A 23,209-nucleotide genomic window follows, 5' to 3' on the forward strand; every position below is an offset into this window, starting at 1 on the left:
ATTTGATGGAGGAGACAGCATGACTGAATCATTTGACCCGCGCGCTTTGGCCGCCAAACTCCACGGCCTGCGCCAGGCCGGAAAGCAGGAGCCGACAAGCGCCTTTCGGCTGCCGAACGATCTGCAGCAGGCGATGGACGCACAGAACTTCCTGAAAGCTGAAGAAGGGGTTGCAAGCAACGCCTGGAAGGTCACGGCCTCGCCCGACGGACAGCCGGTCACAGCACCTCTCCATCCCTATGCCGAAGCCGTCTCGGGTGCCACCATCGCCTGGTATCCGGGCCTGAAGTTCGAAACAGAGGTCGCCGTGCGTTTCGGCAAGGACCTGCCCTATCGCAGGGGCGCGCCCTACAGCCGCGCCGACGTGCTCGATGCAGTTTCCGCCGTCTATCTCGGCGCCGAACTGCTCGTCAGCGCGGTCAAGGAAAGCGGCGCCGTCTCCTTCCTCCTCTTCCTCGCAGACCGCCTCGGCAATAGCGGTTACGTGCTCGGCCCGTCCATTGCAAAGAGCTTCATCGATACCGCTGCAAGCACGCCGGTGAAGGTTACCCATGGCGGCAAAACGATCTATGATGGCTTCGGAAAGCATCCGAAGGGCGACGTCGTCTCCTGGCTGGTGGACTATGCCAATGATCCGCTGAGGCCGGAAGGCTCGCTGACGTCAGGCGCGCTCGTCACCACCGGCACGCTGAGCGGCGCAATCGAACTTAGCGAACCCGGCGAGATCGATATCCGCTTCGGGGATACCGCACGACTGACCTTCTCCGTCGTCTGATATCGGCAGTTCCGGCCGCACAAACTGGGTGATTGTCATCCCGCTCCGCCTCCTGTATTAAACTTGAGTTTATTACGAAGGTTTATTCCGGCGTCTCGCCGGAGGCGGAAGTGGGAATGACGTTTCAACCGCGCATGCAGAACAAGATTCACGGCTTTTCCGTTACTAGAGGCGTCAATCGCCGGGTGTGGAACGGCATCGTGGCCGATGTCTGGGATGTCGACTGCGCCGCCCACAGTGGTGGCTACTATGTATCGCGCGACCCGCGGCTTTTCATCCTCCTCGAAAAACGCGGGCCGGGCAATTCGCGGGTGAAGCTCTCGCCGCGCGCCCATGGCACGGTGCAGGACACTGAGAAGCGTCCGATTTCCTACGTACCTGCCGATATGGAAGTCTGGGCCGATCTGGTGGACGTGCATTCTCTGCGCCATCTCGACATCCATTTCGATGTTGAGACCATCAACCGAAGGCTCGGCGATGATCTCGATCCGCAGCGCCTTGCGAGTGCCCAGCTCCTGTTTTCCGACGAGCGCCTTCTGTCGCTGGCCCAGTTGATTGCCGCCGAATGCGTCAATCCKCAGCCGCTGCATGACCTCTACGGCGACGGCCTGGCGCTCGCTCTCATCATCGATGTGCTGAAACTCACCAAGGTGCAGCCACGCAAGCGCAGCAAGCTCGCTTCCTGGCAATTGCGCCGCGCCACCGAATTCATCGAGGAAAATTGCCGGCGCAATATTCGCCTTGAGGAAGTCGCGGCAGTCACCGGCCTGTCGCAATCGCATTTCAGCCATGCCTTCAAGGCTTCGACCGGCGTGGCGCCGCATCAATACCAGACCCATGCCCGCCTCGAGCGCGCAAAACATCTGCTGGTCGTCAGCGAATATCCGCTGACGACCATAGCTGTCGAAACCGGCTTTGCCGATCAGGCGCATTTCACCCGTGTCTTCCGCAAACATCTCGGAACGACGCCGGCGAACTGGAAAAAGGCGCAGATTGCGTAGCTGCAGCACGTCCGGGCATTTGCTTGCAGTGCGGAAAATTGCCCAAGAACGTTCAATTTCCACCCGATCGCGACAATCCGGCCAATTAAAATTGAGTTAAACACTCGACTTATTCAAGGCCATACCGTGGCAAGCAGGGCCACGGCACGAGTGGGGTATTCCATGCGATCGCAGACCAAGAGGTACATCTCGAGGGCAAATCTTCTGACGGGGACTGCCGTCGCCGGCATCATGGCGGCGTCTTCCGCTTTTGCCCAGGATGCCAATCCGACACAGCTGGCGCCAATTGTCATCCAGGGCGGCGCTGACAGCGCGGCCGGTCCGGTCAAGGGTTATGTTGCGAAAAATTCGTCTGTCGGCTCCAAGGGCGATACGCCGATCAACGAGATCCCGCAGTCGGTCTCGGTCATCGGCAAGCAGGAAATGGACGATCGCGGCGTCACCAACAAGATCGACGAAGCACTGCTCTATACGCCCGGTGTCCTCGCCCAGCCCTATGGCAATGACCCCGACACAGACTGGTTCTACATTCGCGGCTTCAACGCCACGCAGACCGGCGTCTTCTTCGACAATCTCAACCTCTTCAGCTACGGCTTCGGCGGTTTCCAGATCGATCCCTTCATGCTGGAGCGCGTTGATGTGCTGAAAGGCCCGGCCTCGGTGCTTTACGGCGGTGCCAATCCGGGCGGCATCATCAATCTCGTGCGCAAGCGCCCGCTCGACGAGCCGCTCTACTACACGGATATCGGTATCAACAGCAACGGCAATGCTTTCACCGGCTTCGACATATCCGACAAGGTCGGCTCCAGCGACGCCATGACCTACCGCATCACCGGCAAGGTCGCCGGCGGCGACAATTACTCGGATTTCTCGCATGATTTCCGCGGCTTCATCATGCCGCAGCTGAAAATTGCGCCTGACGATTCAACAAGCTTCACTGTCTGGGGCTACCTTGCAGGCCTCGACCAGGTCCATACCGGCAATGGCTTCTTTCCCTATGTCGGCACAGTCAAGGATGCGCCATTCGGCAAGATCCCGCGCGACGCCTTCTATGGCGAACCCGACATCGACGACGGCAGCTATGTTCAGAAGATGATCGGCTACGAATTCGAGCATGAATTCGACAACGGCATCAAGTTCTCGCAGAACCTGCGTTACGGCCGCCTCGACAAACACGAGATCGGTCCGTACCTCAACGGCTGGGTCGGCGGTGTTCCCACAGGCCCGGATTACAATTTGGCGCGTATCGGCTTCGAAGGCCGCTCGGGCGTCGATTCCTTCGGCATGGACAACCGGCTGGAAGGCGAGGCGGAGCTTGGCGGCGCCACACACAACGTGCTTGTCGGCCTCGACTACAAATATTACAAGCTCGACAACTTGCAGAAATGGCCGACCTGGCCAATCGCTGCGACGGCGATCAGCGCCACCAACCCGATCTATGGCTTGGCACAGCCGGCCAACGACGTGCAGATCAATCAGACCGTCACGCAGAGGCAGCTTGGTCTCTATGGGCAGGACCAGATCCATTTCGGTAATGGCTGGCTGCTGACGCTCAACGGCCGTTATGACTATGTCGACACCAATTCCGATGCGGTCGTCGGAACGTCTTATAGTTCTGACGACAATGCCGTCAGCGGTCGCGCCGGCCTCGCCTATGAATTCGAGAATGGCCTGACGCCCTATGTCAGCGTCGCTTCCTTCTTCAATCCGCTCATCGGCACCGGCGTCTCCGGTCCGCTGAAGCCGGAGGAAGGCTACCAGATCGAAGGCGGCGTCAAATACGAGCCGACCTTCTTCGACGGATCGATCACCGCGTCCGTCTTCCAGATCGACAAGCGCAACAACACGGTCACCAACCCTGCGACTTTCGCACAGAGCCAGCTCGGCAAGGTGCGCTCGCGCGGCTTCGAACTGGAAAGCAAGATCAACGTCAACGATAACTGGAAGGTCATTGCCGGCCTCGACTATACCGATATGGAAGTGCTTGAAAACGAGGCCGATCCGCGATTGATCGGCAAGTCGCCATACATCGTGCCGAAGGTGAGCGCTTCACTCTGGATCGATTACACGGTCACGACAGGCGCCATGGAAGGCCTTAGCTTCGGCGCCGGCGTGCGCCATCAGGGAACGTCCTGGGCAGATGAAGCCAACACGGCGAAGGTACCTGCCGCGACCCTTGTCGATGCGGCAATCCGTTATGAGAAAGAGAACTGGGGCGCCTCGCTCAACGTCGCCAACCTCTTCGACAAGAACTACGTCGAAAGCTGCGGTGGCTTGACGGTCTGCGGTTATGGTGATGCGCGCACCGTCACTTTCAAGCTCAGCAAGAAATGGTAAGTTGACAAATAGAGTTTAGTTTTTCAGGAAGCTGCGATAAAGGGAGGGCTCTGCCCTCCCAACCCTTAGCAGCAAAGCCGGAGTTTCTCGTGTCTACGCCTTTCCTGAATCTCGCCGGGATCGAATATGCCATCGGCAGCAGGCCCATTCTCAACGGCATCGACCTGACCCTTGAGACAGGCCGCATCTATGGCCTTGTCGGCCCGAACGGCTCCGGCAAAAGCACCCTCCTGAAGATCATCGCCCGGCAGATAGCACCGAAGAGCGGCTCGATCTCCTTCGACGGCAAGGCGGCGGCCGATTGGGGCAGCCGCGCCTTCGCCCGCCATGTCGCCTACATGCCGCAGTTTACACCGGCGACCGACGGTATGACCGTGCGTGAACTGGTAGCGCTCGGCCGCTTCCCCTGGCACGGCACCCTCGGCCGCTTCAGCGCTGCCGATCGAGACATGGTCGAGGAAGCGATCGTCCGCACAGAGCTCGAGGATTTCGCCGATCGTCTCGTCGCCAGCATGTCCGGCGGCGAGCGGCAGCGCGCCTGGATCGCCATGATGCTTGCCCAGAACGCCCGCTGCCTGCTGCTCGACGAGCCTACCTCGGCGCTCGATCTTGCACATCAGGCAAGCGTGCTATCGCTGGTGCAGGAACTCAGCCACGAGCGCGGGCTCACCGTCGTCATCGTCCTGCATGACATCAACCTCGCGGCACGCTATTGCGACGCCATCATCGCGCTCAACCATGGCCGCATCACTGCCGAGGGCACGCCTGCCGACATCATGCAGGCCGACAAGCTGCAGTCCATCTTCGGCGTCGGCATGGGTGTCTTCCCGCATCCGGTTCGCAACGAGCCGGTCAGCTATCTGTTGTAGGCCATGGCATTTTTTTCCCGCAGGCAGTTTCTGGCCGGTGCGGCGGCCACGCTGTCGGCCCCCACGCTGCTGCGGGCGGCCGACAGCCTGCGCGTCGCGACCCTTGACTGGGCGATCCTCGAAACCTTGCTGGCGATCGGCGCCAATGTCGTTGCTGGAACGGAGCTGCGGCAGTTTCGCGACGTGGCGGTAACCCCCGTCATACCCGATGACGTTGCCGATCTCGGCCTGCGCGGAACGCCGAATTTCGAAGTGCTGCAATCTGCCCGCCCGGAGTTGATCTTCAACTCGAATTTTTACGCCTGGGCGGATGCACGGATGCAGCCGATCGCCCCTGTCGAAAGCCATGCGATCTATAAACCGGGCGAAAGCCCTTACACGCTGGCCGAGCGGGCGACGATTGCCATCGGCGATAGGCTGCAGCTTGCCGCCGCAAGGCAACTCACCGAAGAGCTTTATGACAAGCTCGACCGTTACAAGACTGGTTTTGCGGCGGGCGACGGCCGGCCCGTGATCCCGATCAATCTTGGCGATGCCAGGCATTTTCGCGTCTTCGGCTCCGACAGCATGTTCGGTGAGGTGCTGAAGCGGGTCGGCCTCACCAACGCGTGGCAAGGTGCAACAAGCTATTCGGCCGCCGCTCCCGTCGGCATCGAGACGCTGGCCTCGATGCCGGATGCCTGGATCGTGATGATCCCGCCTCATCCGGCCGATGCGATCGCCACCCTGTCCACCAGCGCCTTCTGGAATGCGCTACCGGCGGTGCGCGAGAAGCGCGTGCTGATCCTCGGCTCCATCAATCCCTATGGTGCGCTGCCGGCCGCCATGCGGTTTGCCGATCTTCTTCGGGAGGGGCTTGGCCATGCATGGAACGGTTAGTCTCGCCCGACCGGCACGCGGCGTCAGCATTCCCTTCTCGGCGATTGCGTTTGCGGCCCTTTGCATAGCCGCCTTCCTATTGTTGATCGCAACGCGTCCGCAGGTGCCCGGCGATGTTGCCCAGGCCGCAATACTCGATGGCGCGATCCTCTGGAACAGCATTCTGCCCCGCGCGGTGCTGGCGCTGATTGCAGGCGCCGCTCTCGGCCTTTCCGGTATGCTGCTCCAGCGTGTGCTGCGCAATCCGATTGCCGATGCATCGACGCTCGGCATTGCCTCCGGCGCGGAATTGGCGATGACGGCGGCGCTCAGTTTCTCGCCGCTGCTGATCGGCCTTTCTCGGGAGATCGTCGCTTTCGGCGGTGGGATCGGCGCCGTTGCGCTCGTGCTCGCACTCAGCTGGCGGCGCGGGCTCGATCCGGTGACCGTCGCGCTCTCCGGCATGATCGTCAGCATGATTGCCGCCGCGCTCAGCGTGACGCTGATCCTGGCGCGCGGCGAATATGCCATGTCGATCTATATCTGGGGCGCCGGGTCGCTCAGCCAGCAAGATTGGAACGGCCTATTTTCGCTCGGTCCCCGCCTTATGATCGGTTTTGCTGCCGCCCTGCTGCTGATGCGCCCGCTCGGTATTCTGACACTAGACGATACGAGCGCAAGAAGTCTCGGCCTTGCGTTGCATTCGGCGCGCTTTGCCATCCTCGTGCTGGCCGTCTGGCTCGCTGCCTCGGTCACGGCCGAGGTCGGCGTAATCGGCTTCCTCGGCCTCGCCGCACCCGCAATTGCCCGGCTTTTCGGCGCACGTAGCACCGGAAGCCTGATGATCGCGGCCCCGCTGATGGGTGCCGGTCTGTTATTCCTGACCGATTGCCTGACACAAATCCTCGGGCCAGGCTTCACCGATCTTGCCCCGACCGGCGCCGCAACTGCCATGCTGGGTGGGCCGCTGCTGCTTTTCCTGTTGCCCCGCGTCCATTCCGTCTCTGCTGTAACCGCACAATCGACTGCGGCCCTCAAGAGGCTTTCGAAGCCGCTTGCCACGCTCATTGCACTTTCCGTCGCCATCGTCCTGCTTTTCGTCCTCTTCCTCACGCTCGGCCCGGCCGATGACGGCTGGCATTTCGCAACGGGAACAGATTTCACCAATCTCCTGGCCTTCCGCCTGCCCCGCACGATCGTCTCTGCTGGCGCCGGCGGCATGCTCGCGGCAGCCGGTTTCATCATGCAGCGGGTCACCGGCAATCCGATTGCGAGCCCGGAAGTGCTCGGCATCAGCAGCGGTGCCGGCGCCGGGCTGACGGTCGCACTCTTTCTCTTCGGCTTTCCGTCACCCGTCATCATGCTGCTTGCCATGGCGCTCGGCGCACTGACCGCCTTCGGCACCATGATTGCCATTTCTGCCCACGCACAGTTTTCACCGGAGCGCATGCTGCTGGCGGGCGTCGGCATCGGCGCCTTCGCCATGGCGATCATCACCATGGTGCTCGCGCAGGGCGACATGCGCGGTTACATCCTGCTCACCTGGCTCTCCGGTTCGACCAGCCGCGCCGGCAGCTTTGAAGCCTGGACGGCGATGATCTCGCTCGTCGTGCTGGTAGCCCCGTTGCCCTTCCTCCGCCGCTGGCTGACGATGCTGCCGCTTGGGGGCAATTCCAGCCGTGCGCTCGGTCTTCGCGTCGGCACAAGCCGGCTGACGCTGGCGGTGCTTGCCGCACTGATGACGGCGATCGCTTCCTTCCTCGTCGGCCCACTCAGCCTTACTGGCCTTATCGCCCCCCATCTTGCGCGTCTCGCCGGTTTCCACCGGCCAGGCCACCAGCTTGCTGCTAGCGTCCTCTTTGGCGCCGGCGTGCTGATGACGGCCGACTGGCTCTCGCGCGTCGTCATCTACCCCTATCAGGTGCCGGTCGGCCTCTTCGCGGCGCTGATCGGCGGGCCTTATCTCATCTGGCTGCTTTCGCGAAAGGACACCAAGCAATGATGGCTGCACCCTTTACCGCATCCGGCGTCGCAATCGCTGTCGATCCCAACAGGATGCTCGATGAAATCTGCTCGCATTTCGCCGAACACAGTACCGTCAAGCGTGACGGCCATCAGGTGACGCTGGAGATGACGATCGGCAAGGCGGATATCCGCCAGGACGGTCCCAAGCTTGAAATCGAGCTCTCCTGCAAGAGTGCACGCGCACTTCAGAACGTGCGCTCGGTGCTTGCCGAGCACCTCTTCCAGTTCGCCGGCGAAGAAACATTGGAGCTTGCCTGGTCGGACGCACCGAAGGCGGACCGCCTGCCCGACCTGCGTGAAATCCGCGTTGTCGGCTCCCGCAACATCAGCCCGCATATGCGGCGGGTGACGGTTGCCTGTCACGATGCCAGGCATTTCGCTCACGGTGGGCTGCACTTCCGACTGCTCATCCCGCCGAAGGGCCGCACACCCATCTGGCCGAAACTGCGTTCTGACGGCCGCATCGAATGGGCGAAGGATGAGGATGCGCTGACTGTGCGCATCTACACGTTCCGCAGCATCGACCTGGACAGTGGCGAGATCGATATCGACTTCGTTCTGCATGAGGGCGAAAATATGCCGGGTGCCGAATGGGCATTGAATGCGAAGCCCGGTGATATCGCTGGGGCACTTGGTCCCGGCGGCGGCGGCGTGCCCGATGCAACATCGATGATCCTCGCCGGAGACGAGACGGCCTTACCGGCTATCTCGCGCATGGCTGCCGAGGTTCCCGCCGGAACACGGCTGCGTATCTTCCTCGAAGTCGATGGCCCGACGGAAGAGCTGCCCCTGCCATCGGCCGGCACTGTCGATCTGACCTGGATGCATCGCAACGGCGCGCCCGCCGGCACGATGGGTCTCGTCGAAACCGCCATCAAGAATGCCCTGGCAGATGCCGATGCCGACACGTTCGTCTGGGCAGGCTGCGAGCGATCCGAGGCCAAGCGCATCCGCGACTTCCTCAAGATCGAGCGGAGCCATGACCGGCACAAGATGAGCATTGGCGCCTACTGGGAGCGCTAGGCGCTGCCTACATCTTTTCGCGGAACATCTCGATGATGGCGGAGAAATCCCTACCACCATTGCCGAGCTTATCGAAGAGCGCGTAAAGCTGCGCGGCCTCCGCGCCAAGTGGTGTGGATGCGCCGMTCGCAAGAGCCGCCTCCTGCGAGAGCTTCAGATCCTTCAGCATCAAGGCCGCGGCAAAACCCGGCTTGTAGTCATTGTTGGCAGGCGAGGTCGGCACCGGTCCGGGCACCGGGCAATAGGTATTGATCGACCAGCATTGGCCGGATGAGGTGGAGGCGACATCGAAAAGCGCCTGATGCGAGAGACCGAGTTTTTCGGCGAGCACGAAGGCCTCGCAGACACCGACCATGGAAATGCCGAGGATCATGTTGTTGCAGATTTTCGCTGCCTGCCCCGCACCCGCCTCGCCGCAATGGACGATCTTCTTGCCCATGGCCTCGAGAACGGGCTTTGCCTTGGCGAAGGCTCCTCCGGAGCCGCCCGCCATGAAGGTTAGCGTTCCGGCGCTCGCCCCGCCCGTGCCGCCTGAGACCGGCGCATCGAGCGACAGGCAGCCTGCGGCTTTCGCCATCTCATGCGCCTTGCGGCTGCTTTCCACATCGATGGTCGAGCAATCGATTACAAGCGTGCCCTGCGCAGCCGATTGCAGGATATCGGTCCAGGCCGTCAGTACGTGTTTGCCTTGCGGCAGCATGGTGATGACGATCTCAGCGTCCTTGACCGCCTGACTGGCATGGCTGGCCGGTTTCACGCCGCTTTCCTCAGCCGCTTTCAGCACGGGGGCGGCGAGATCGAAGCCGAGAACTTCGTGACCGGCCTTGACGAGATTGACCGCCATCGGCCCGCCCATATTGCCAAGCCCGATAAATCCGATCCTTGCCATGCTCATCTCCTATCTGTTGTCCTCGAGGATCATGGCCGCCGCCTTTTCGGCGATCATGATCGTCGGCGAATTGGTGTTGCCTGACGTGATCGCCGGCATCACGGAGGCGTCCGCGATCCTCAGTCTTGCGAGCGCCCGCAATCTCAGGCGCGGATCGACGACGCTATCCCTGTCGATGCCCATGCTGCAGGTTCCGACGGGATGGAAAATCGTTGTGCCGATATCGCTTGCCGCTTTCTCCAGCTCCGCCTCGTTCTGGTAGCTCGGTCCCGGCTTGAACTCTTCCGGACGGAAACGGGCGAAAGAGGGCTGGGCCACGATCCGGCGTGTCAGCTTTATTGAACGAACAGCTATGTCGCGATCGCGCTGCGTCGAGAGATACCTTGGGGCAATCGTCGGCTGAGCTGCAAAATCCGGACTTGAGACATGCACGAAACCGCGACTTTCCGGCCTGAGATTGCACACACTTGCCGTGATCGCAGGAAAGGTGTGAACGGGATCGCCAAACTTGTCCAACGAGACCGGCTGCACATGATATTGCAGATCGGGCGTCTCCTTATCAGGACCGGAGCGGGTAAAGATGCCGAGTTGGCTCGGCGCCATCGCCATCGGGCCGGAGCGACGCACGAGATATTCGAGCCCGATCGCCGCCTTGCCGATCAGCTTCGACGCCTTTTCGTTGAGGGTCGGTACGCCCGTGACCCTGTAGGCGAGGCGAAGCTGCAGATGGTCCTGCAGGTTCTCGCCGACGCCTTTTACCTCCGCCAGCACATCGATGCCTGCTTGCTGCAACACTTCGCCCCGGCCGATACCTGACAGTTCCAGAATATGCGGCGAGCCAATGGAGCCGGCCGACAACACGGTTTCCTTCGCGGCATAGGCTCGCTTGGCCGTGCCGCGGTGCTGAAACTCGACACCGACGACGGCGCCCTCTTCAACCAGCAACCGCCGCACCTGGGCCTTCGTCATGACTGTCAGATTGCCGCGTTTCATGGCTGGGCGCAGGAAGGCCTTGGTCGCATTCCAGCGGATGCCGGAACGCTGGTTGACGTCAAAATAGCCGGAGCCTTCATTGCTGCCGCGGTTGAAATCTGCCGTTTCGGGGATGCCGGCTTCCTTGGCCGCCTTCTGGAAGGCATCGAGCACATCCCAGCGCACGCGTGCTTTCTCCACACGCCATTCGCCGCCAGCGCCATGCATTTCGTCCTCGCCCTGATAATGGTCTTCCGACTTCCGGAAAAACGGCAGCACGTCGTCCCAGCCCCAGCCGGTGCAGCCCATCTGCCGCCAGAGGTCGTAGTCGCGGGCCTGGCCGCGCATATAGATCATGCCGTTGATCGACGAGCAGCCACCGAGCACCTTGCCGCGCGGATAGTTCAGCGCCCGTCCGTTCAGCCCGGCCTCTGGTGCGGTGGTAAAACACCAGTCGGTCCGAGGATTGTTGATGCAGTAGAGATAGCCGACTGGAATGTGGATCCAGTGGTAATTGTCGTTGCCGCCCGCCTCCAGCAAGAGAACGCTGTTGTTACGGTCGGCAGACAGTCGGTTTGCGAGCACGCAGCCGGCGCTGCCTGCCCCGATGATGATATAGTCGTAGCGATCCATGGATCATGCACTCCGAAATGAGCTGCATCCCGCCTCCCCGGAGTGGGAAGGCGGGATTTCGCGGCGCCGCTGCACATCTTCCCCCGTTGCAGGAGAAGAGGTCCGCCCGTTCAGCGGCGATAGACAAAACCGAGTTTACGCCCGATCCGCGAGGCGTAGAATTCACCGACGATACCGCGGCGGAAGATCAGCACGCAGATCATGAAGACGACGCCGGTGATGATGGTCACCGGAAATTCCGACGTCGCGAGATAGTTCTGCAGCGTCACGACGAGCCCGGCGCCGAAGACCGGGCCGATCAGCGTGCCGATGCCGCCAAGCAGCGTCATCAGGATCACCTCGCCCGACATCTGCCAAGCGACATCCGTCAGCGTCGCAAACTGGAAGACCAGCGCCTTGACCGACCCGGCAAGCCCGGCAAGGGCTGCTGACATCACGAAGGCGCCAAGCTTGTAGCGCGCCACGGAATAGCCGAGCGAGATCGCCCGTTGCTCGTTTTCGCGGATCGATTTCAGGATCATGCCGAAGGGCGAATTGATGAAGCGCCAGATGATCAGAAGCCCAATCAGAAACACCGCCAGCACGAAGTAGTACATGTTGGTCGAGCTGTTGAGATCAATAAAGCCGAAGAGATGGCCGCGCGGCACGGACTGGATGCCATCCTCACCTTCGGTAAATTTCGCCTGCAGGCAGAAGAAGAAGAACATTTGCGACAGTGCCAGGGTGATCATCGCGAAATAGATGCCCTGTCGGCGGATCGCGAAGAAGCCCATGACGAGACCGAGAAAGGCTGCTCCGACAACGCCGACGAGAATGCCGAACTCCGGCGGAAAGCCCCAGCTCTTCACCGTATAGGCGGTAAAATATGCCGCCCCGCCGAAGAAGGTCGCGTGTCCGAACGAGAGCAGACCCGTATAGCCGAGCAGCAGATTGAAGGCGCAGGCAAAGAGCGCGAAGCAGAGCAGCTTCATCAGGAAGATCGGGTAGAAGAAAAACGGCGCAAGCAGCAGAAGCAGGAGCCCGATAATCAGGAACCCGGTCTGCACCGAAAGGGCGGTGCGGCTCTTTTCCGTTCGGATGGTTTCGGTGATGTCAGCCATATCACGCATCCCGGCCGAAGAGGCCCGCGGGCCTGATGAGAAGCACGATCGCCATGATGACAAAGATGACGATATTGGACGCTTCCGGATAGAAGACCTTGGTCAGGCCCTCCGCGATGCCGAGCACATAGCCGGTGATGATGGCGCCCATGATCGAGCCCATGCCGCCGACCACGACCACGGCGAAGACGACGATGATCATGTTCGAGCCCATCAGCGGCGAGACCTGATAGATCGGTGCCGCCAGCACGCCGGCAAAGGCGGCGAGGCTGGCCCCGAGCGCATAGGTGAAGGTCAGCAAAACCGGCACGTTGACGCCGAAGACCTGGACCAGCGTGGCATTTTCCGTCGCCGAGCGCAGATAGGCACCGAGCTTGGTCTTTTCGATCAAAAGCCACGTCCCGATGCAGATGACGAGCGAGACGATCACCACCCATCCGCGATAGATCGGCAGGAACATGAAGCCGAGGTTCATTCCGCCGGCCAGTGCCGGTGGCGTTGCATAGGGCTGGCCGGATGAGCCGTAGAGATAACGGAACGTGCCTTCGACCGCGAGCGCCAGGCCGAACGTGAAGAGCAGACCGTAGAGCGGATCGAGATCGTAGAGCCGGCGCAGGAACAGCCGTTCGACAACCGCGCCGGCAAGGCCAACAATGACAGGCGCCAGCAACAAAGACGGCCAATAGCCGATACCGAGATAATTCAGCAGCAGGTAGGCGACGAAGGCGCCGAGCATATATTGGGCGCCATGCGCGAAATTGATGACGCGCAGAAGACCGAAAATGATCGCAAGACCAAGGCTCAGCAGCGCATAGAAGGACCCGTTGATCAGGCCGATCAGCAGCTGGCCGAGCAGCGCCTGTAAGGGAATGCCGAAGATCATCGTCATCGCGTCACACTCCCAGAACCTTGTGCAGCACATCCATGCGCTGCGGCAGTTCACCGACCGGGAATTCCGAGACCATCTGGCCATGATCCATCAGATAGAAGCGATCGGCAATACGGCTCGCAAAGCGAAAGTTCTGCTCGACGAGAACGATGGTCATGCCGCGTTCCTTCAATGCCTTCAGTACCTCGCCGATGCGCTGAACGATCACGGGCGCCAGGCCTTCTGTTGGCTCGTCCAGCAGCAACAGGCGGACGCCTGTGCGCAGGATACGGGCAATCGCCAGCATCTGCTGCTCGCCGCCCGACAGCTTGGTGCCGGAACTCGCGCGCCGCTCATAAAGGTTCGGAAAAAGCTCGTAGATTTCATCGAGGCTCATGCCACCCGGCGCCACGACCGGTGGCAAGAGCAGGTTCTCCGAGACCGTTAGGGTCGAGAATATGCCGCGCTCTTCCGGCACGAAACCGATGCCCTTATGGGCCGTCTTGTGCAGCGGCACCTGCATCATATCCGTGCCGGCAAAGCTGATCTTGCCCTTTCGCGCACGCACGATGCCGGTGATAGTGCGCAAAGTCGTCGTCTTTCCGACGCCGTTGCGGCCGAGAATGGTGATCATCTCACCCTCGCCGACCGTCATGTCGACGCCGTGCAGGATATGGCTTTCGCCATACCAGGCGTTCAGCCCTTGGACTTCGAGAAGCGGCGCCATCAGTGGTGCTCCTCCGTGCCCATATAGGCCTGGCGCACACGCTCGTCCTGGCTGACGGTCGCATAGTCGCCCTCGGCGAGGATTTCGCCACGCTGCAGCACGGTGACATGCCGGCAGATATTGGCGACGACCGAGAGATTGTGTTCGACCATCAGCACCGCGCGGTCGCGGGCGACATCGCGAATGATGGCCGAGACGACACCGACATCCTCCTGCCCCATGCCAGCCATCGGCTCGTCGAGCAGCAGCACTTTCGGATCGAGCGCCAGCGTGGTTGCGATTTCAAGGACCCGTTTACGCCCGTAGGACAGATCGGCGGCGATATGATCGCGCTCCTTGGAAAGACCGACGCTGGCAAGCAGCTGCTCGGCCCTGTCGTTGAGTCTGTCGAGCGCCGAAAGCGGCCGCCAGAACTGCGTGGAAAGATTGTTCGGCCGCTGCAGGGCGACCCGAACATTGTCGAGTACGGACAGATGCGGAAAAACGGCTGATATCTGGAAGGAGCGAACGAGCCCCATACGCGCCACCCGGTCTGGCGGCGTCCTGGTGATATCCGTACCCATCAGCGTGATCGTGCCCGATGTCGGCTGCAGAAACTTGGTGAGCAGGTTGAAAACCGTCGTCTTGCCGGCACCATTCGGCCCGATCAGTGCATGCACGCTTGCATCATGTACATCGAGATCGACATTCTTGACGGCGGTGAAGCCGCCGAAATCGCGGCGCAGGCCGCGGGCGGAAAGCACCACCCGCGGCTTGGCCTGTGTTTCAATTGCGGAAACCGCCATATCTTATTTCACCAGATCGCAACCGCTCTTGGCGGGGTCGATATAGGCTTCCTTGCCGGGAATGGTGGCGAGAACGTTGAAGTAGTCCCACGGCTCCTTGCTTTCGGCGGGCTTCTTGACCTGCAGCAGATACATGTCGTGGATCATGCGGCCGTTCGGGCCAACCGTGCCGCCACGGCCGAAGACGTCATCGACTGGCATTTCGTGAAGCTGTTTGGCGACGGCTTCCGTCTCGTCCGTGCCAGCCTTCTGGATCGCCTTCAGATATTGCAGAACGGCCGAATAGGTGCCGGTGTGGATCATGTTCGGCATCTTGCCGGTGCGGGCGAAGAACTTCTTGGCGAACGCGCGACTGTCGTCGTCGCGGTTCCAGTAATAGCCTTCCGTCAGCGTCAGTCCTTGAGCGGCCTCAAGGCCAAGACCATGGACTTCAGCGAGCGTGAAGAGCAATGCCGCCAGATGCTGGCCGCCCTGGGTGATGCCGAATTCGGCCGCCTGCTTGATGGCGTTCGACGTATCGAGGCCGGCATTGGCAAGGCCGATCACCTTGGCACCTGATGATTGCGCCTGCAGCAGAAAGGATGAGAAGTCCTGCGTGGACAGGGGATGGCGTACCGAACCGACAACCGTGCCGCCGCTCGCTTTCACGTAATCCGTGGTCTGCTGTTCCAGTGAGTAGCCGAAGGCATAGTCCGCAGTCAGGAAGAACCAGCTGTCGCCGCCCTGTTTGACCAGCGCGCCGCCGGTGCCGACGGCGAGCGCATGGGTGTCATAGGCCCAGTGAAAGCCGTAGGGCGAGCAGGCCTTGCCGGTGAGGTCGGTCGTTGCCGCACCGGTAACGATATCGATCTTCTTCTTTTCCTTGGCCACTGCCTGCACGGCAAGCGCCACGGAAGACGTCGTCAGTTCCATGATGGCGTCGACCTGCTCGGTGTCATACCACTGGCGGGCAATATTAGAGGCGATATCGGGCTTGTTCTGGTGGTCGGCATCGACGATCTCGACCGGCATATCGAGCACTTTGCCGCCGAAATCCTCGACAGCCATCTTGGCAGCCTCGACCGAGGACTTGCCGCCGAAATCGGCATAGACGCCCGACTGATCGTTTAGAATACCGATCTTGACCTTGCCGTCGGAAACAGCCGCGTTCTGGGCGAGTACGGCTGTACTGCTAGCAAGCAAAAATGCAACGGACGCAATGAGATTCTTTCGCATTGTCTCTCCTCCCAGAGATTGGCCAGATTGCGAATCTGTTCAAATTTGGCGACCCGCCCTCCTCAAAGCGGCCGCTCCGCCCTTACGATCACGGAATTCCCTCCATGAGGCAACTGGCGGTTTACATCTAATTCCAAACAGTATCTGTTCATTTTTGTACAGAACCCTTCAAAATGCCCCTGTGCAGACAGTTGCGGCACTCTTTGTCGGACGGCATTAGACCAAAGACGTAGACGGATTGGACGACGCCGATGAGCCATGCCTCGCAATTTACTTGGGACGATCTGCAGTTTTTTCTAGCCGTCGCCCGCACAGGCCAGCTTTCGACGGCAGCGCGGCAATTGCGCTCCAGCCATGCCACCGTCTCACGCCGCATCGACCGGCTGGAATTTGCGTTGAAGGTAAAGCTTTTCGAGCGGAACCCGCGCGGCTACGTGCTGACCGCCATGGGCGCGCGCTTTGTCGAAACCGCCGAAAAGATGGAACAGGAAACGGAACGGTTGCGAGCCGATCTCGCTGACGGTTCGCTAAGCCAACGCGGTCTCGTACGCCTCAGCGCCCCGGAAGGCTTTGCCAACTTCTTCTTTGCGACGGTGTTGCCGCAATTTGCAGCCCGTCACCCGCATCTGGCGCTGGAACTCGTCACCATCCAGCAGATCATGTCTCTCTCGCGCAAGGAGGCGGATATTTCCGTCGTTCTCGACGAGCCGAAGGGCGGCCCTTATTTTGCGGAAAAGCTGACCGACTATCATCTGCAGGTCTACGCCTCGCGCGACTATCTTGCCCGCGCGGCCCCCATCAGGACGCGTGACGACCTGCTGAACCATCCCTTCATCAGCTATATCGAGGAAATGATCTTCGCGCCGGGCCTCGATTATCTCGGCGACGTACATCCGCGCATCAAGCCGCAGTTCCAGAGTTCGAGCATCTTCGCGCAGCTGACGGCCACCAGAAATGGCCTCGGCCTTGGCATCCTGCCCTATTTTTTCGCCTGCCGTTATCCTGAACTGGTGCGCGTGCTGCCCGACGAGATCGACCTCAAGCGCCACTACTGGATCACCTGCCATCGCGATCTCAAGCAGGCGCCGCGCGTGCGCGCTGTCATCGACTTCCTGCGCGAAGCCGTCCGCAGCGAGGATGTCTGTTTCATCCCGCCCTATATCGACGTGCCCGCCCCGACACGGAAAGCAAAGGCCGAGACCTGACTATTTCAGGAATTCGGCGCGGTGCGGGGTGAAGGTGTCGATCAGTCGGCCCTTCTCCAGCGCCTTGACGCCGTGTACGAGATTGGGCGGAACGATGAAGCTGCCGCCTTGCTTCAACACTTCGGTGCGGCCGTCGATCGTGACTTCGAAGCTGCCTTCGGCCACATAACTTGCCTGGATATGCGGATGGAAATGCGCCGCACCCACAGCGCCCGGCTCGAAGGCGACTTCAACCATCATCATCTCGGGCAAATAGGCCATGATGCGCCGCGTCACACCCGGCTCAGGGTTAACCCATTCGGCCCCTTCGGCCGATACAAAGAGATCACTCGATGACATGTCTGCCTCCTCACACGAAAATCTGTCTGGCCCGAATCCATCCGGCCGGAATCCATCGGCCGCAAACTGGCGCAACGATCCGCATTTGAAAAGACGACTTCTGCATCTTTGGTGCAATAGTCGCTTGTGTTGACGCCGCCAGTCGGCGGGTCTATGCGACCTTAAATCAGGCATGCCTGAATAATGGGCCCTGAACCGTGGTGAGGAGACTGGACATGCAGCATACGCGCGAAGTTTTCGACTGGGCCGATCCCTTCCGGCTTGTAGAGCAACTGACCGACGAGGAGCGCATGGTGCAGGACACCGCCCATGCATACGCGCAGGAAAAGCTCGCGCCCCGCGTTCTCGAAGCCTTTCGTCACGAGAAGACCGATCCCGAGATCTTCCGCGAGATGGGCGAACTCGGCCTTCTCGGCCCGACGATCGATCCGAAATATGGCGGCGCCGGCCTCGGCTATGTCGCCTATGGTCTGATCGCGCGCGAGGTTGAGCGCGTCGACAGCGGCTATCGCTCGATGATGAGCGTGCAATCCTCCCTCGTCATGGTGCCGATCGACGCTTTCGGCTCCGAGGAGCAGAAGAAGAAGTATCTGCCGAAACTTGCGACCGGCGAATGGATCGGCTGCTTTGGCCTGACGGAACCCAATCACGGCTCCGATCCGGGCTCCATGGCGACGCGGGCAAGGAAGGTCGATGGCGGCTATAGCCTGACCGGCTCCAAGACCTGGATTTCGAATGCACCGATCGCCGATGTCTTCGTCGTCTGGGCAAAGACCGAGGACGGGCTGATCCGCGGCTTCATCCTGGAAAAAGGCTGGAAGGGGCTCTCGGCGCCGAAGATCCAGGGCAAGGTTGGGCTTCGCGCCTCGATAACAGGCGAGGTCGTGATGGACGAGGTCTTCGTGCCGGAAGAAAACCTGCTGCCCGACGTCACCGGCCTCAAGGGACCTTTCACATGCCTTAACTCGGCCCGCTTCGGCATTGCGTGGGGCGCGCTGGGTGCTGCCGAGGCCTGCTACGCCATGGCTCGGCAATATACGCTCGACCGCCAGCAGTTCGGCCGTCCGCTTGCCGCCAACCAACTCATCCAGAAGAAACTTGCCGACATGGCGACGGAAATCTCGCTCGGGTTTCAAGGATGTTTGCGGCTCGGCCGCATGAAGGAAGAGGGCCATCCGCCGGTCGAGCTGACCTCCATCCTGAAGCGCAATTCCTGCGGCAAGGCGCTGGATATTGCCCGCGCAGCCCGCGACATGCTGGGCGGCAACGGCATTTCGGATGAGTTCGGCGTTGCCCGCCATCTCGTCAATCTGGAGGTGGTCAACACCTATGAGGGAACGCATGACATTCATGCGCTCATTCTCGGCCGCGCGATCACGGGCATTGCCTCCTTCTCCAACTAATTCGGCCGCACACAAGGCGAATTGCAACGGAGTTAACAATGTGCAAACCTCCCCTCACCGCGGCAGAATGGCCGGCGGTGCAAGGGGGATTTGCCTATGTTTCTGCTGCTCGCACTCCTGATCGGTGTCGTTGCCGGTCTTCGCGCCATGACTGCACCGGCCGCTGTCGCCTGGGGTGCCGCACTCGGCTGGTACGATCTCTCTCAGACGCCGCTTGCTTTCATGGGCTACCAGTGGACACCTTGGATCTTCACCATACTGGCTGTCGTTGAGCTCATTACCGACCAGTTGCCCACCACGCCGTCACGCAAGGTGCCGATCCAGTTCGGCGCCCGCATCGTCATGGGCGCGCTTTCCGGCGCCGTGATCGGGGCAGCCAGCAGCCTGCTCTTCGGTGGCCTGATCGCCGGCATTATCGGCGCTGTCAWCGGCACGCTTGGCGGGGCTGCTGTTCGCGGCAGGCTCGCAGCCTCCTTCGGCCAGGATCGCCCGGCGGCCCTGATCGAAGACGCCGTCGCCATCATCGGTGCAATCATCATCGTAGCAGCAGTCTGATGAAGACCTTCGACGCGATCTTCATCGGCGCCGGCCAAGCGGGCCCGTTCCTGGCCGCCCGTATGGCGGAAAAAGGTATGAAGGTGGCGCTGATCGAACGCAAGTTCCTCGGCGGCACCTGTGTCAATGCCGGTTGCATGCCGACGAAGACGCTGGTGGCAAGTGCGCGTGCCGCCCAGGTGGCGCGGCGCGGGGCCGAGTACGGCGTGCAGATACCGGGCGAGATCGCAATCGACATGAAGACGGTGCGTGGGCGAGCCGAGACGGTTACCATGAATGCGCGAAACGGGCTGAGCGGCTGGTTCGACGGCATAAAAACCATGACCGTCATCTACGGCCATGCCCGCTTCACGTCTCCCAAGGAAGTCGCCGTCAACGGCGAAACGCTGACCGCACCGAAGATCTTTCTGAATGTCGGCGCGCGGCCGACGATCCCCGACATGCCGGGTCTTGCCGACATCGACTACCTGACCAGCACCGGCATCATTCATCTCGACAGTCTGCCCAAGCATCTCGCCATCATCGGCGGCAGTTATATCGGCCTGGAATTCGCGCAGATGTATCGGCGCTTCGGAGCAGACGTGACCGTGATCGAGCGCGGCCCGAAGCTCGCCTCCAGAGAGGATGAGGATATTTCTGATGCGATCGCCGATATCCTCAGATCCGAGGGCATAAAAATCCATACCGACGTCAACACCATCAGCTTCGCAAAGAGTGCCAACGGTGCAACCATCACGGTCGATTCCGAAACGATCGAGGCAAGCCATGTACTTGTTGCCACCGGCCGCACGCCGAATACCGATGATCTCGGCCTCGATGTTGCGGGCGTAGCCACCGACAAGCACGGCTTCATCACCGTAGACGACCGGCTCGCCACCAATGTGGACAGCATCTGGGCGCTTGGTGATTGCAACGGCCACGGCGCTTTCACCCATACATCCTACAACGACTTCGAAATAGCTGCCGCCAACCTGCTCGACGGCGGGGACCGAAAGGTTTCGAGCCGTATTCCGGCCTATGCGCTTTACATCGACCCGCCACTCGGCCGCGTCGGCATGACGGAAAAGCAGGCCCGCGCCTCCGGCCGCAAGATCCTGGTCTCGACCCGCCCGATGAGCCGGGTCGGCCGTGCCAACGAGCGCGGCGAAACCAAGGGCTTCATGAAGGTAATCGCCGATGCCGAAACAAAGGAAATCCTCGGCGCCGCGATCCTCGGCATCGAGGGTGACGAGGCGATTCACGGCTTCATCGATGCCATGAACGCCGGCACGACCTATCCGGTGCTGCAATGGTCCATGCCGATCCATCCAACCGTCTCGGAATTGATTCCGACGCTGCTCGGCGACCTGAAGGCGGTCTGATCCGACAACGGTACAGCGCTAGCTCGGCATCGCAACCAGTAACGAGGCAGGCCAGATGTCCATCGAGCTTATGATCGAGAATTACGGCCTCCCGGCCATCTTTCTCGGCACCGCCTTTGAGGGTGAGACAGCCGCCTTTCTCGGCGGCGTCATCGCGCATCGCGGCCTTCTGACCTATTGGGCCGCCTCAATGGCGGCTTCGGCAGGGTCCTTTGCCGGCGACCAGATGTGGTTCTTCGCCGGTCGCTACGCAGCCCAATGGAGCTTCGTTCGTCGCCTCATGGAAACGCCGGCGCTGGCGCGGGTAACGCAGCTTCTCGAAAAATACCCGACGGGCTTCATCTTCGTGTTCCGCTTTCTGGTGGGATTGCGAACAATCAGCCCGATCGTGATCGGCACGACGCGCATATCGACGCAGAAGTTCCTCGTCATCAATCTTCTGGCAGCGCTGGTCTGGGGCCAGATTTTCACCGCACTCGGCTATGCCTTCGGACATGGGATAGAACAGATGCTCGGTCGCCTTCCGCTACACAACCATCTTCTGATCGCACTCGCAGCCGCGGCCGTCATCGCGGCCGCGGTGCTGCTCCACAGGATGAAACCATTCACAAGGCACCCCTAGGGGCACCTTACTCCATGACGATCTGCAGCTTGACGTCATCAGGGCGCGCCTCGACCGCGCGGTCGAAAGCCTTGATCGAATTTTCGAAGGTGAAGGTCTCGGAGATCAGCGGCTTGAGATCAACGCGGCCCGATCCCAGAAGCGCGATCGAGCGCTCGTACTGGTGCGCATAGCGGAACACCGTCTCGATGCGGATTTCCTTGGTGGAAGCCGTGGAGACGTCGAAGCCGATCGGATTGACCGGAAGGCCGACGACAACGATGACGCCGCCCGGACGCGGCAGGGCCATGATCGTCTCCCACGCCTTCGGCGAACCGGAGCATTCGAAGACCACGTCGGCCCCCCAGCCATCGGTCAATCGGCTGACTTCCTCGGCAAGGTTCTTCTCGCGGATATTGACCGGGATAACGCCCTGATACTGGGCGGCGATATCGAGCTTCGGCTGGGCGAGGTCGGCGACAATCGCGCGGGCGCAACCACCGGCAAGGGCGGCAATCGCTACCATCGTGCCGATCGGACCGGCGCCGAGAACAACGGCGGTATCGCCGGGTGCGATCTTCGCCTTGGTCGCGGCCTGCATGCCGACCGCAAAAGGCTCGACCATCGCACCTTCGGCAAAGCTGACATTGTCGGGTAGCTTGAACGTATAGTTGGCGGGATGCACGACCTCAGGCGTCAGCACGCCATGGATCGGCGGCGTCGCCCAGAAGGCGACAGCAGGATCGATATTGTACATGCCGAGCCGGCTCGCCTTGGAATTGGGATCGGGAATGCCGGGTTCCATGCAGACGCGGTCGCCGACCTTCAGATGCGTCACACCGGCACCGACCTCGACCACCGTGCCTGCCGCCTCATGGCCGAGTACCATAGGCTCGTTGACGACGAAGGGGCCGATCTTGCCATGCGTGTAATAGTGCACATCAGAGCCGCAGACGCCCACGGTATGGATCTTGATCTTCACCTGCCCGGGTCCCGTCTCCAGAGGCAGATCGATATCGCGAAGCGCAAGCTCATGCTGGCGCTCCAGTACCAGCGCACGGACTTTGGTCATGATCGGTTTCCTTCCCTATGGCTCCCGCGATTCATGGGATGCCCTTGCGGCCGACTATAAGACCGCAACGCCCAGCAATTCAATCATATCCAGGAGGCTTTTGCTCAATATATGACGAAATGCTCACACGCTTATCACCCGAAAGATAGGCGCTCCCTAGACGTCTGTATGATTTCGCCAGAACTCGCCGAGGACTATATTTCTGTTCAAGGATCACGGCAAAGTGGAAGGAGAAAGCAATGAAGCACGACAACGACAATGTCGCCAGGAATTCGGCTTCCAACTCGCAGATAACAAGACGGCTCCGCGAATTTTGGCGCAACCTGGTCGATGAAGCTGTCGCAGCACTCCGACAGGGGCGCCAGCCACAGCCGCTGCTTCAGCCGGTGCGGGTTATTGCAAGGATGCGGGATCGAAATCGGCCCCAGCAGCGTTATTAGGCATGCGCCGGCATGGCGTGACGGGGCATGACGCTCCCGGCACCATGCGGATCGGCAATCCAAGGAAGACCGTCATGAAATCGATTGTGTCATTCTGCCTATTCGCATCGCTTCTCTTTGCCGCAAACGAGGCTTCTGCGGCGATCGAGGAAGCAT

21 protein-coding genes are annotated in these 23,209 nt (G+C 60.9%); 12 read left to right on the plus strand and 9 right to left on the minus strand.

All coding sequences use genetic code 11. The features are described from left to right. The first annotated feature begins 19 nt into the window (after nucleotides 1-19). The 7 genes from AC1D35_RS05310 to AC1D35_RS05340 all read left to right on the plus strand — a co-directional run bounded on the left by AC1D35_RS05310 (nucleotide 20) and on the right by AC1D35_RS05340 (nucleotide 8,888). Entirely contained in the window at nucleotides 20-775 is a 756-nt protein-coding gene (locus tag AC1D35_RS05310; protein ID WP_477938323.1) for a fumarylacetoacetate hydrolase family protein, read from the plus strand. Between the two features lie 116 nt (nucleotides 776-891). Next, nucleotides 892-1,776 (plus strand): helix-turn-helix domain-containing protein, encoded by an 885-nt coding sequence (locus tag AC1D35_RS05315; RefSeq protein WP_113508255.1) that lies wholly within the window; start codon nucleotides 892-894, stop codon nucleotides 1,774-1,776. A gap of 162 nt (nucleotides 1,777-1,938) precedes the next feature. Next, the gene (locus AC1D35_RS05320; protein ID WP_477938324.1) at nucleotides 1,939-4,113 is read left to right on the plus strand and encodes a TonB-dependent siderophore receptor; all 2,175 of its coding nucleotides are present in this window, start codon (nucleotides 1,939-1,941) and stop codon (nucleotides 4,111-4,113) included. Nucleotides 4,114-4,202: 89 nt separating this feature from the next. Then, nucleotides 4,203-4,982, plus strand: coding sequence for an ATP-binding cassette domain-containing protein (locus AC1D35_RS05325; protein WP_113307861.1), 780 nt, complete (start codon nucleotides 4,203-4,205; stop codon nucleotides 4,980-4,982). 3 nt (nucleotides 4,983-4,985) lie between these two features. After that, nucleotides 4,986-5,861 carry an ABC transporter substrate-binding protein gene (locus tag AC1D35_RS05330; RefSeq protein WP_477938325.1) on the plus strand — a complete coding sequence of 292 codons (876 nt, stop codon included), beginning with the start codon at nucleotides 4,986-4,988 and terminating at the stop codon, nucleotides 5,859-5,861. Continuing rightward, a complete protein-coding gene (fhuB, locus tag AC1D35_RS05335) occupies nucleotides 5,845-7,842 on the plus strand; it encodes a Fe(3+)-hydroxamate ABC transporter permease FhuB (protein WP_477938326.1) in 1,998 nt (665 codons plus the stop codon). Before AC1D35_RS05330 ends, fhuB begins: the two co-directional genes overlap by 17 nt. Beyond that, the gene (locus AC1D35_RS05340) at nucleotides 7,839-8,888 is read left to right on the plus strand and encodes a DUF2218 domain-containing protein (protein ID WP_477938327.1); all 1,050 of its coding nucleotides are present in this window, start codon (nucleotides 7,839-7,841) and stop codon (nucleotides 8,886-8,888) included. Before fhuB ends, AC1D35_RS05340 begins: the two co-directional genes overlap by 4 nt. A gap of 7 nt (nucleotides 8,889-8,895) precedes the next feature. On the opposite strand, the gene mmsB is transcribed toward AC1D35_RS05340, so the two are convergent. The 7 genes from mmsB to AC1D35_RS05375 form a co-directional block, all read right to left on the minus strand. After that, nucleotides 8,896-9,777, minus strand: coding sequence for a 3-hydroxyisobutyrate dehydrogenase (gene mmsB / locus AC1D35_RS05345; RefSeq protein ID WP_477938328.1), 882 nt, complete (start codon nucleotides 9,775-9,777; stop codon nucleotides 8,896-8,898). 9 nt (nucleotides 9,778-9,786) lie between these two features. Beyond that, the gene (locus tag AC1D35_RS05350; protein WP_477938329.1) at nucleotides 9,787-11,382 is read right to left on the minus strand and encodes a GMC family oxidoreductase; all 1,596 of its coding nucleotides are present in this window, start codon (nucleotides 11,380-11,382) and stop codon (nucleotides 9,787-9,789) included. A 110-nt stretch (nucleotides 11,383-11,492) separates the two neighbouring features. Then, complete coding sequence (locus tag AC1D35_RS05355; protein ID WP_113301792.1) at nucleotides 11,493-12,482, minus strand: branched-chain amino acid ABC transporter permease; 990 nt, start codon at nucleotides 12,480-12,482, stop codon at nucleotides 11,493-11,495. Nucleotide 12,483: 1 nt separating this feature from the next. Next, the gene (locus tag AC1D35_RS05360) at nucleotides 12,484-13,371 is read right to left on the minus strand and encodes a branched-chain amino acid ABC transporter permease (RefSeq protein WP_113301793.1); all 888 of its coding nucleotides are present in this window, start codon (nucleotides 13,369-13,371) and stop codon (nucleotides 12,484-12,486) included. 4 nt (nucleotides 13,372-13,375) lie between these two features. Continuing rightward, entirely contained in the window at nucleotides 13,376-14,077 is a 702-nt protein-coding gene (locus AC1D35_RS05365) for an ABC transporter ATP-binding protein (RefSeq protein ID WP_113508246.1), read from the minus strand. After that, complete coding sequence (locus tag AC1D35_RS05370) at nucleotides 14,077-14,862, minus strand: ABC transporter ATP-binding protein (RefSeq protein ID WP_113508245.1); 786 nt, start codon at nucleotides 14,860-14,862, stop codon at nucleotides 14,077-14,079. The genes AC1D35_RS05365 and AC1D35_RS05370 overlap by 1 nt, the downstream gene beginning before the upstream one ends. A 3-nt stretch (nucleotides 14,863-14,865) precedes the next feature. Next, nucleotides 14,866-16,077 carry an ABC transporter substrate-binding protein gene (locus AC1D35_RS05375; RefSeq protein WP_477938330.1) on the minus strand — a complete coding sequence of 404 codons (1,212 nt, stop codon included), beginning with the start codon at nucleotides 16,075-16,077 and terminating at the stop codon, nucleotides 14,866-14,868. 251 nt (nucleotides 16,078-16,328) lie between these two features. Between AC1D35_RS05375 and AC1D35_RS05380 the strand changes: the two genes are divergently transcribed. Next, complete coding sequence (locus AC1D35_RS05380; RefSeq protein WP_113508244.1) at nucleotides 16,329-17,282, plus strand: LysR family transcriptional regulator; 954 nt, start codon at nucleotides 16,329-16,331, stop codon at nucleotides 17,280-17,282. On the opposite strand, the gene AC1D35_RS05385 is transcribed toward AC1D35_RS05380, so the two are convergent. Next, on the minus strand, nucleotides 17,283-17,621 hold the full coding sequence (locus AC1D35_RS05385) for a cupin domain-containing protein (protein ID WP_113301798.1): 339 nt from the start codon (nucleotides 17,619-17,621) through the stop codon (nucleotides 17,283-17,285). Nucleotides 17,622-17,836: 215 nt separating this feature from the next. On the opposite strand from AC1D35_RS05385, the gene AC1D35_RS05390 reads away from it, so the two are divergent. The 4 genes from AC1D35_RS05390 (at nucleotide 17,837) to AC1D35_RS05405 (ending at nucleotide 21,562) form a co-directional block, all read left to right on the plus strand. After that, nucleotides 17,837-19,024, plus strand: a complete 1,188-nt coding sequence (locus AC1D35_RS05390; RefSeq protein WP_477938331.1) for an acyl-CoA dehydrogenase — start codon at nucleotides 17,837-17,839, stop codon at nucleotides 19,022-19,024. A gap of 96 nt (nucleotides 19,025-19,120) precedes the next feature. Beyond that, on the plus strand, nucleotides 19,121-19,579 hold the full coding sequence (locus tag AC1D35_RS05395) for a DUF4126 family protein (protein WP_477938332.1): 459 nt from the start codon (nucleotides 19,121-19,123) through the stop codon (nucleotides 19,577-19,579). Continuing rightward, nucleotides 19,579-20,940 (plus strand): FAD-containing oxidoreductase, encoded by a 1,362-nt coding sequence (locus AC1D35_RS05400; protein ID WP_477832952.1) that lies wholly within the window; start codon nucleotides 19,579-19,581, stop codon nucleotides 20,938-20,940. The genes AC1D35_RS05395 and AC1D35_RS05400 overlap by 1 nt, the downstream gene beginning before the upstream one ends. A gap of 55 nt (nucleotides 20,941-20,995) precedes the next feature. Then, entirely contained in the window at nucleotides 20,996-21,562 is a 567-nt protein-coding gene (locus AC1D35_RS05405) for a DedA family protein (protein WP_113301802.1), read from the plus strand. A 7-nt stretch (nucleotides 21,563-21,569) separates the two neighbouring features. Here AC1D35_RS05405 and AC1D35_RS05410 read toward each other — a convergent pair whose 3' ends face one another. After that, a complete protein-coding gene (locus AC1D35_RS05410; protein WP_113301803.1) occupies nucleotides 21,570-22,613 on the minus strand; it encodes an NAD(P)-dependent alcohol dehydrogenase in 1,044 nt (347 codons plus the stop codon). Between the last annotated feature and the right edge of the window lie 596 nt (nucleotides 22,614-23,209).

This window comes from Rhizobium sp. P1_E6 (assembly GCF_056405875.1).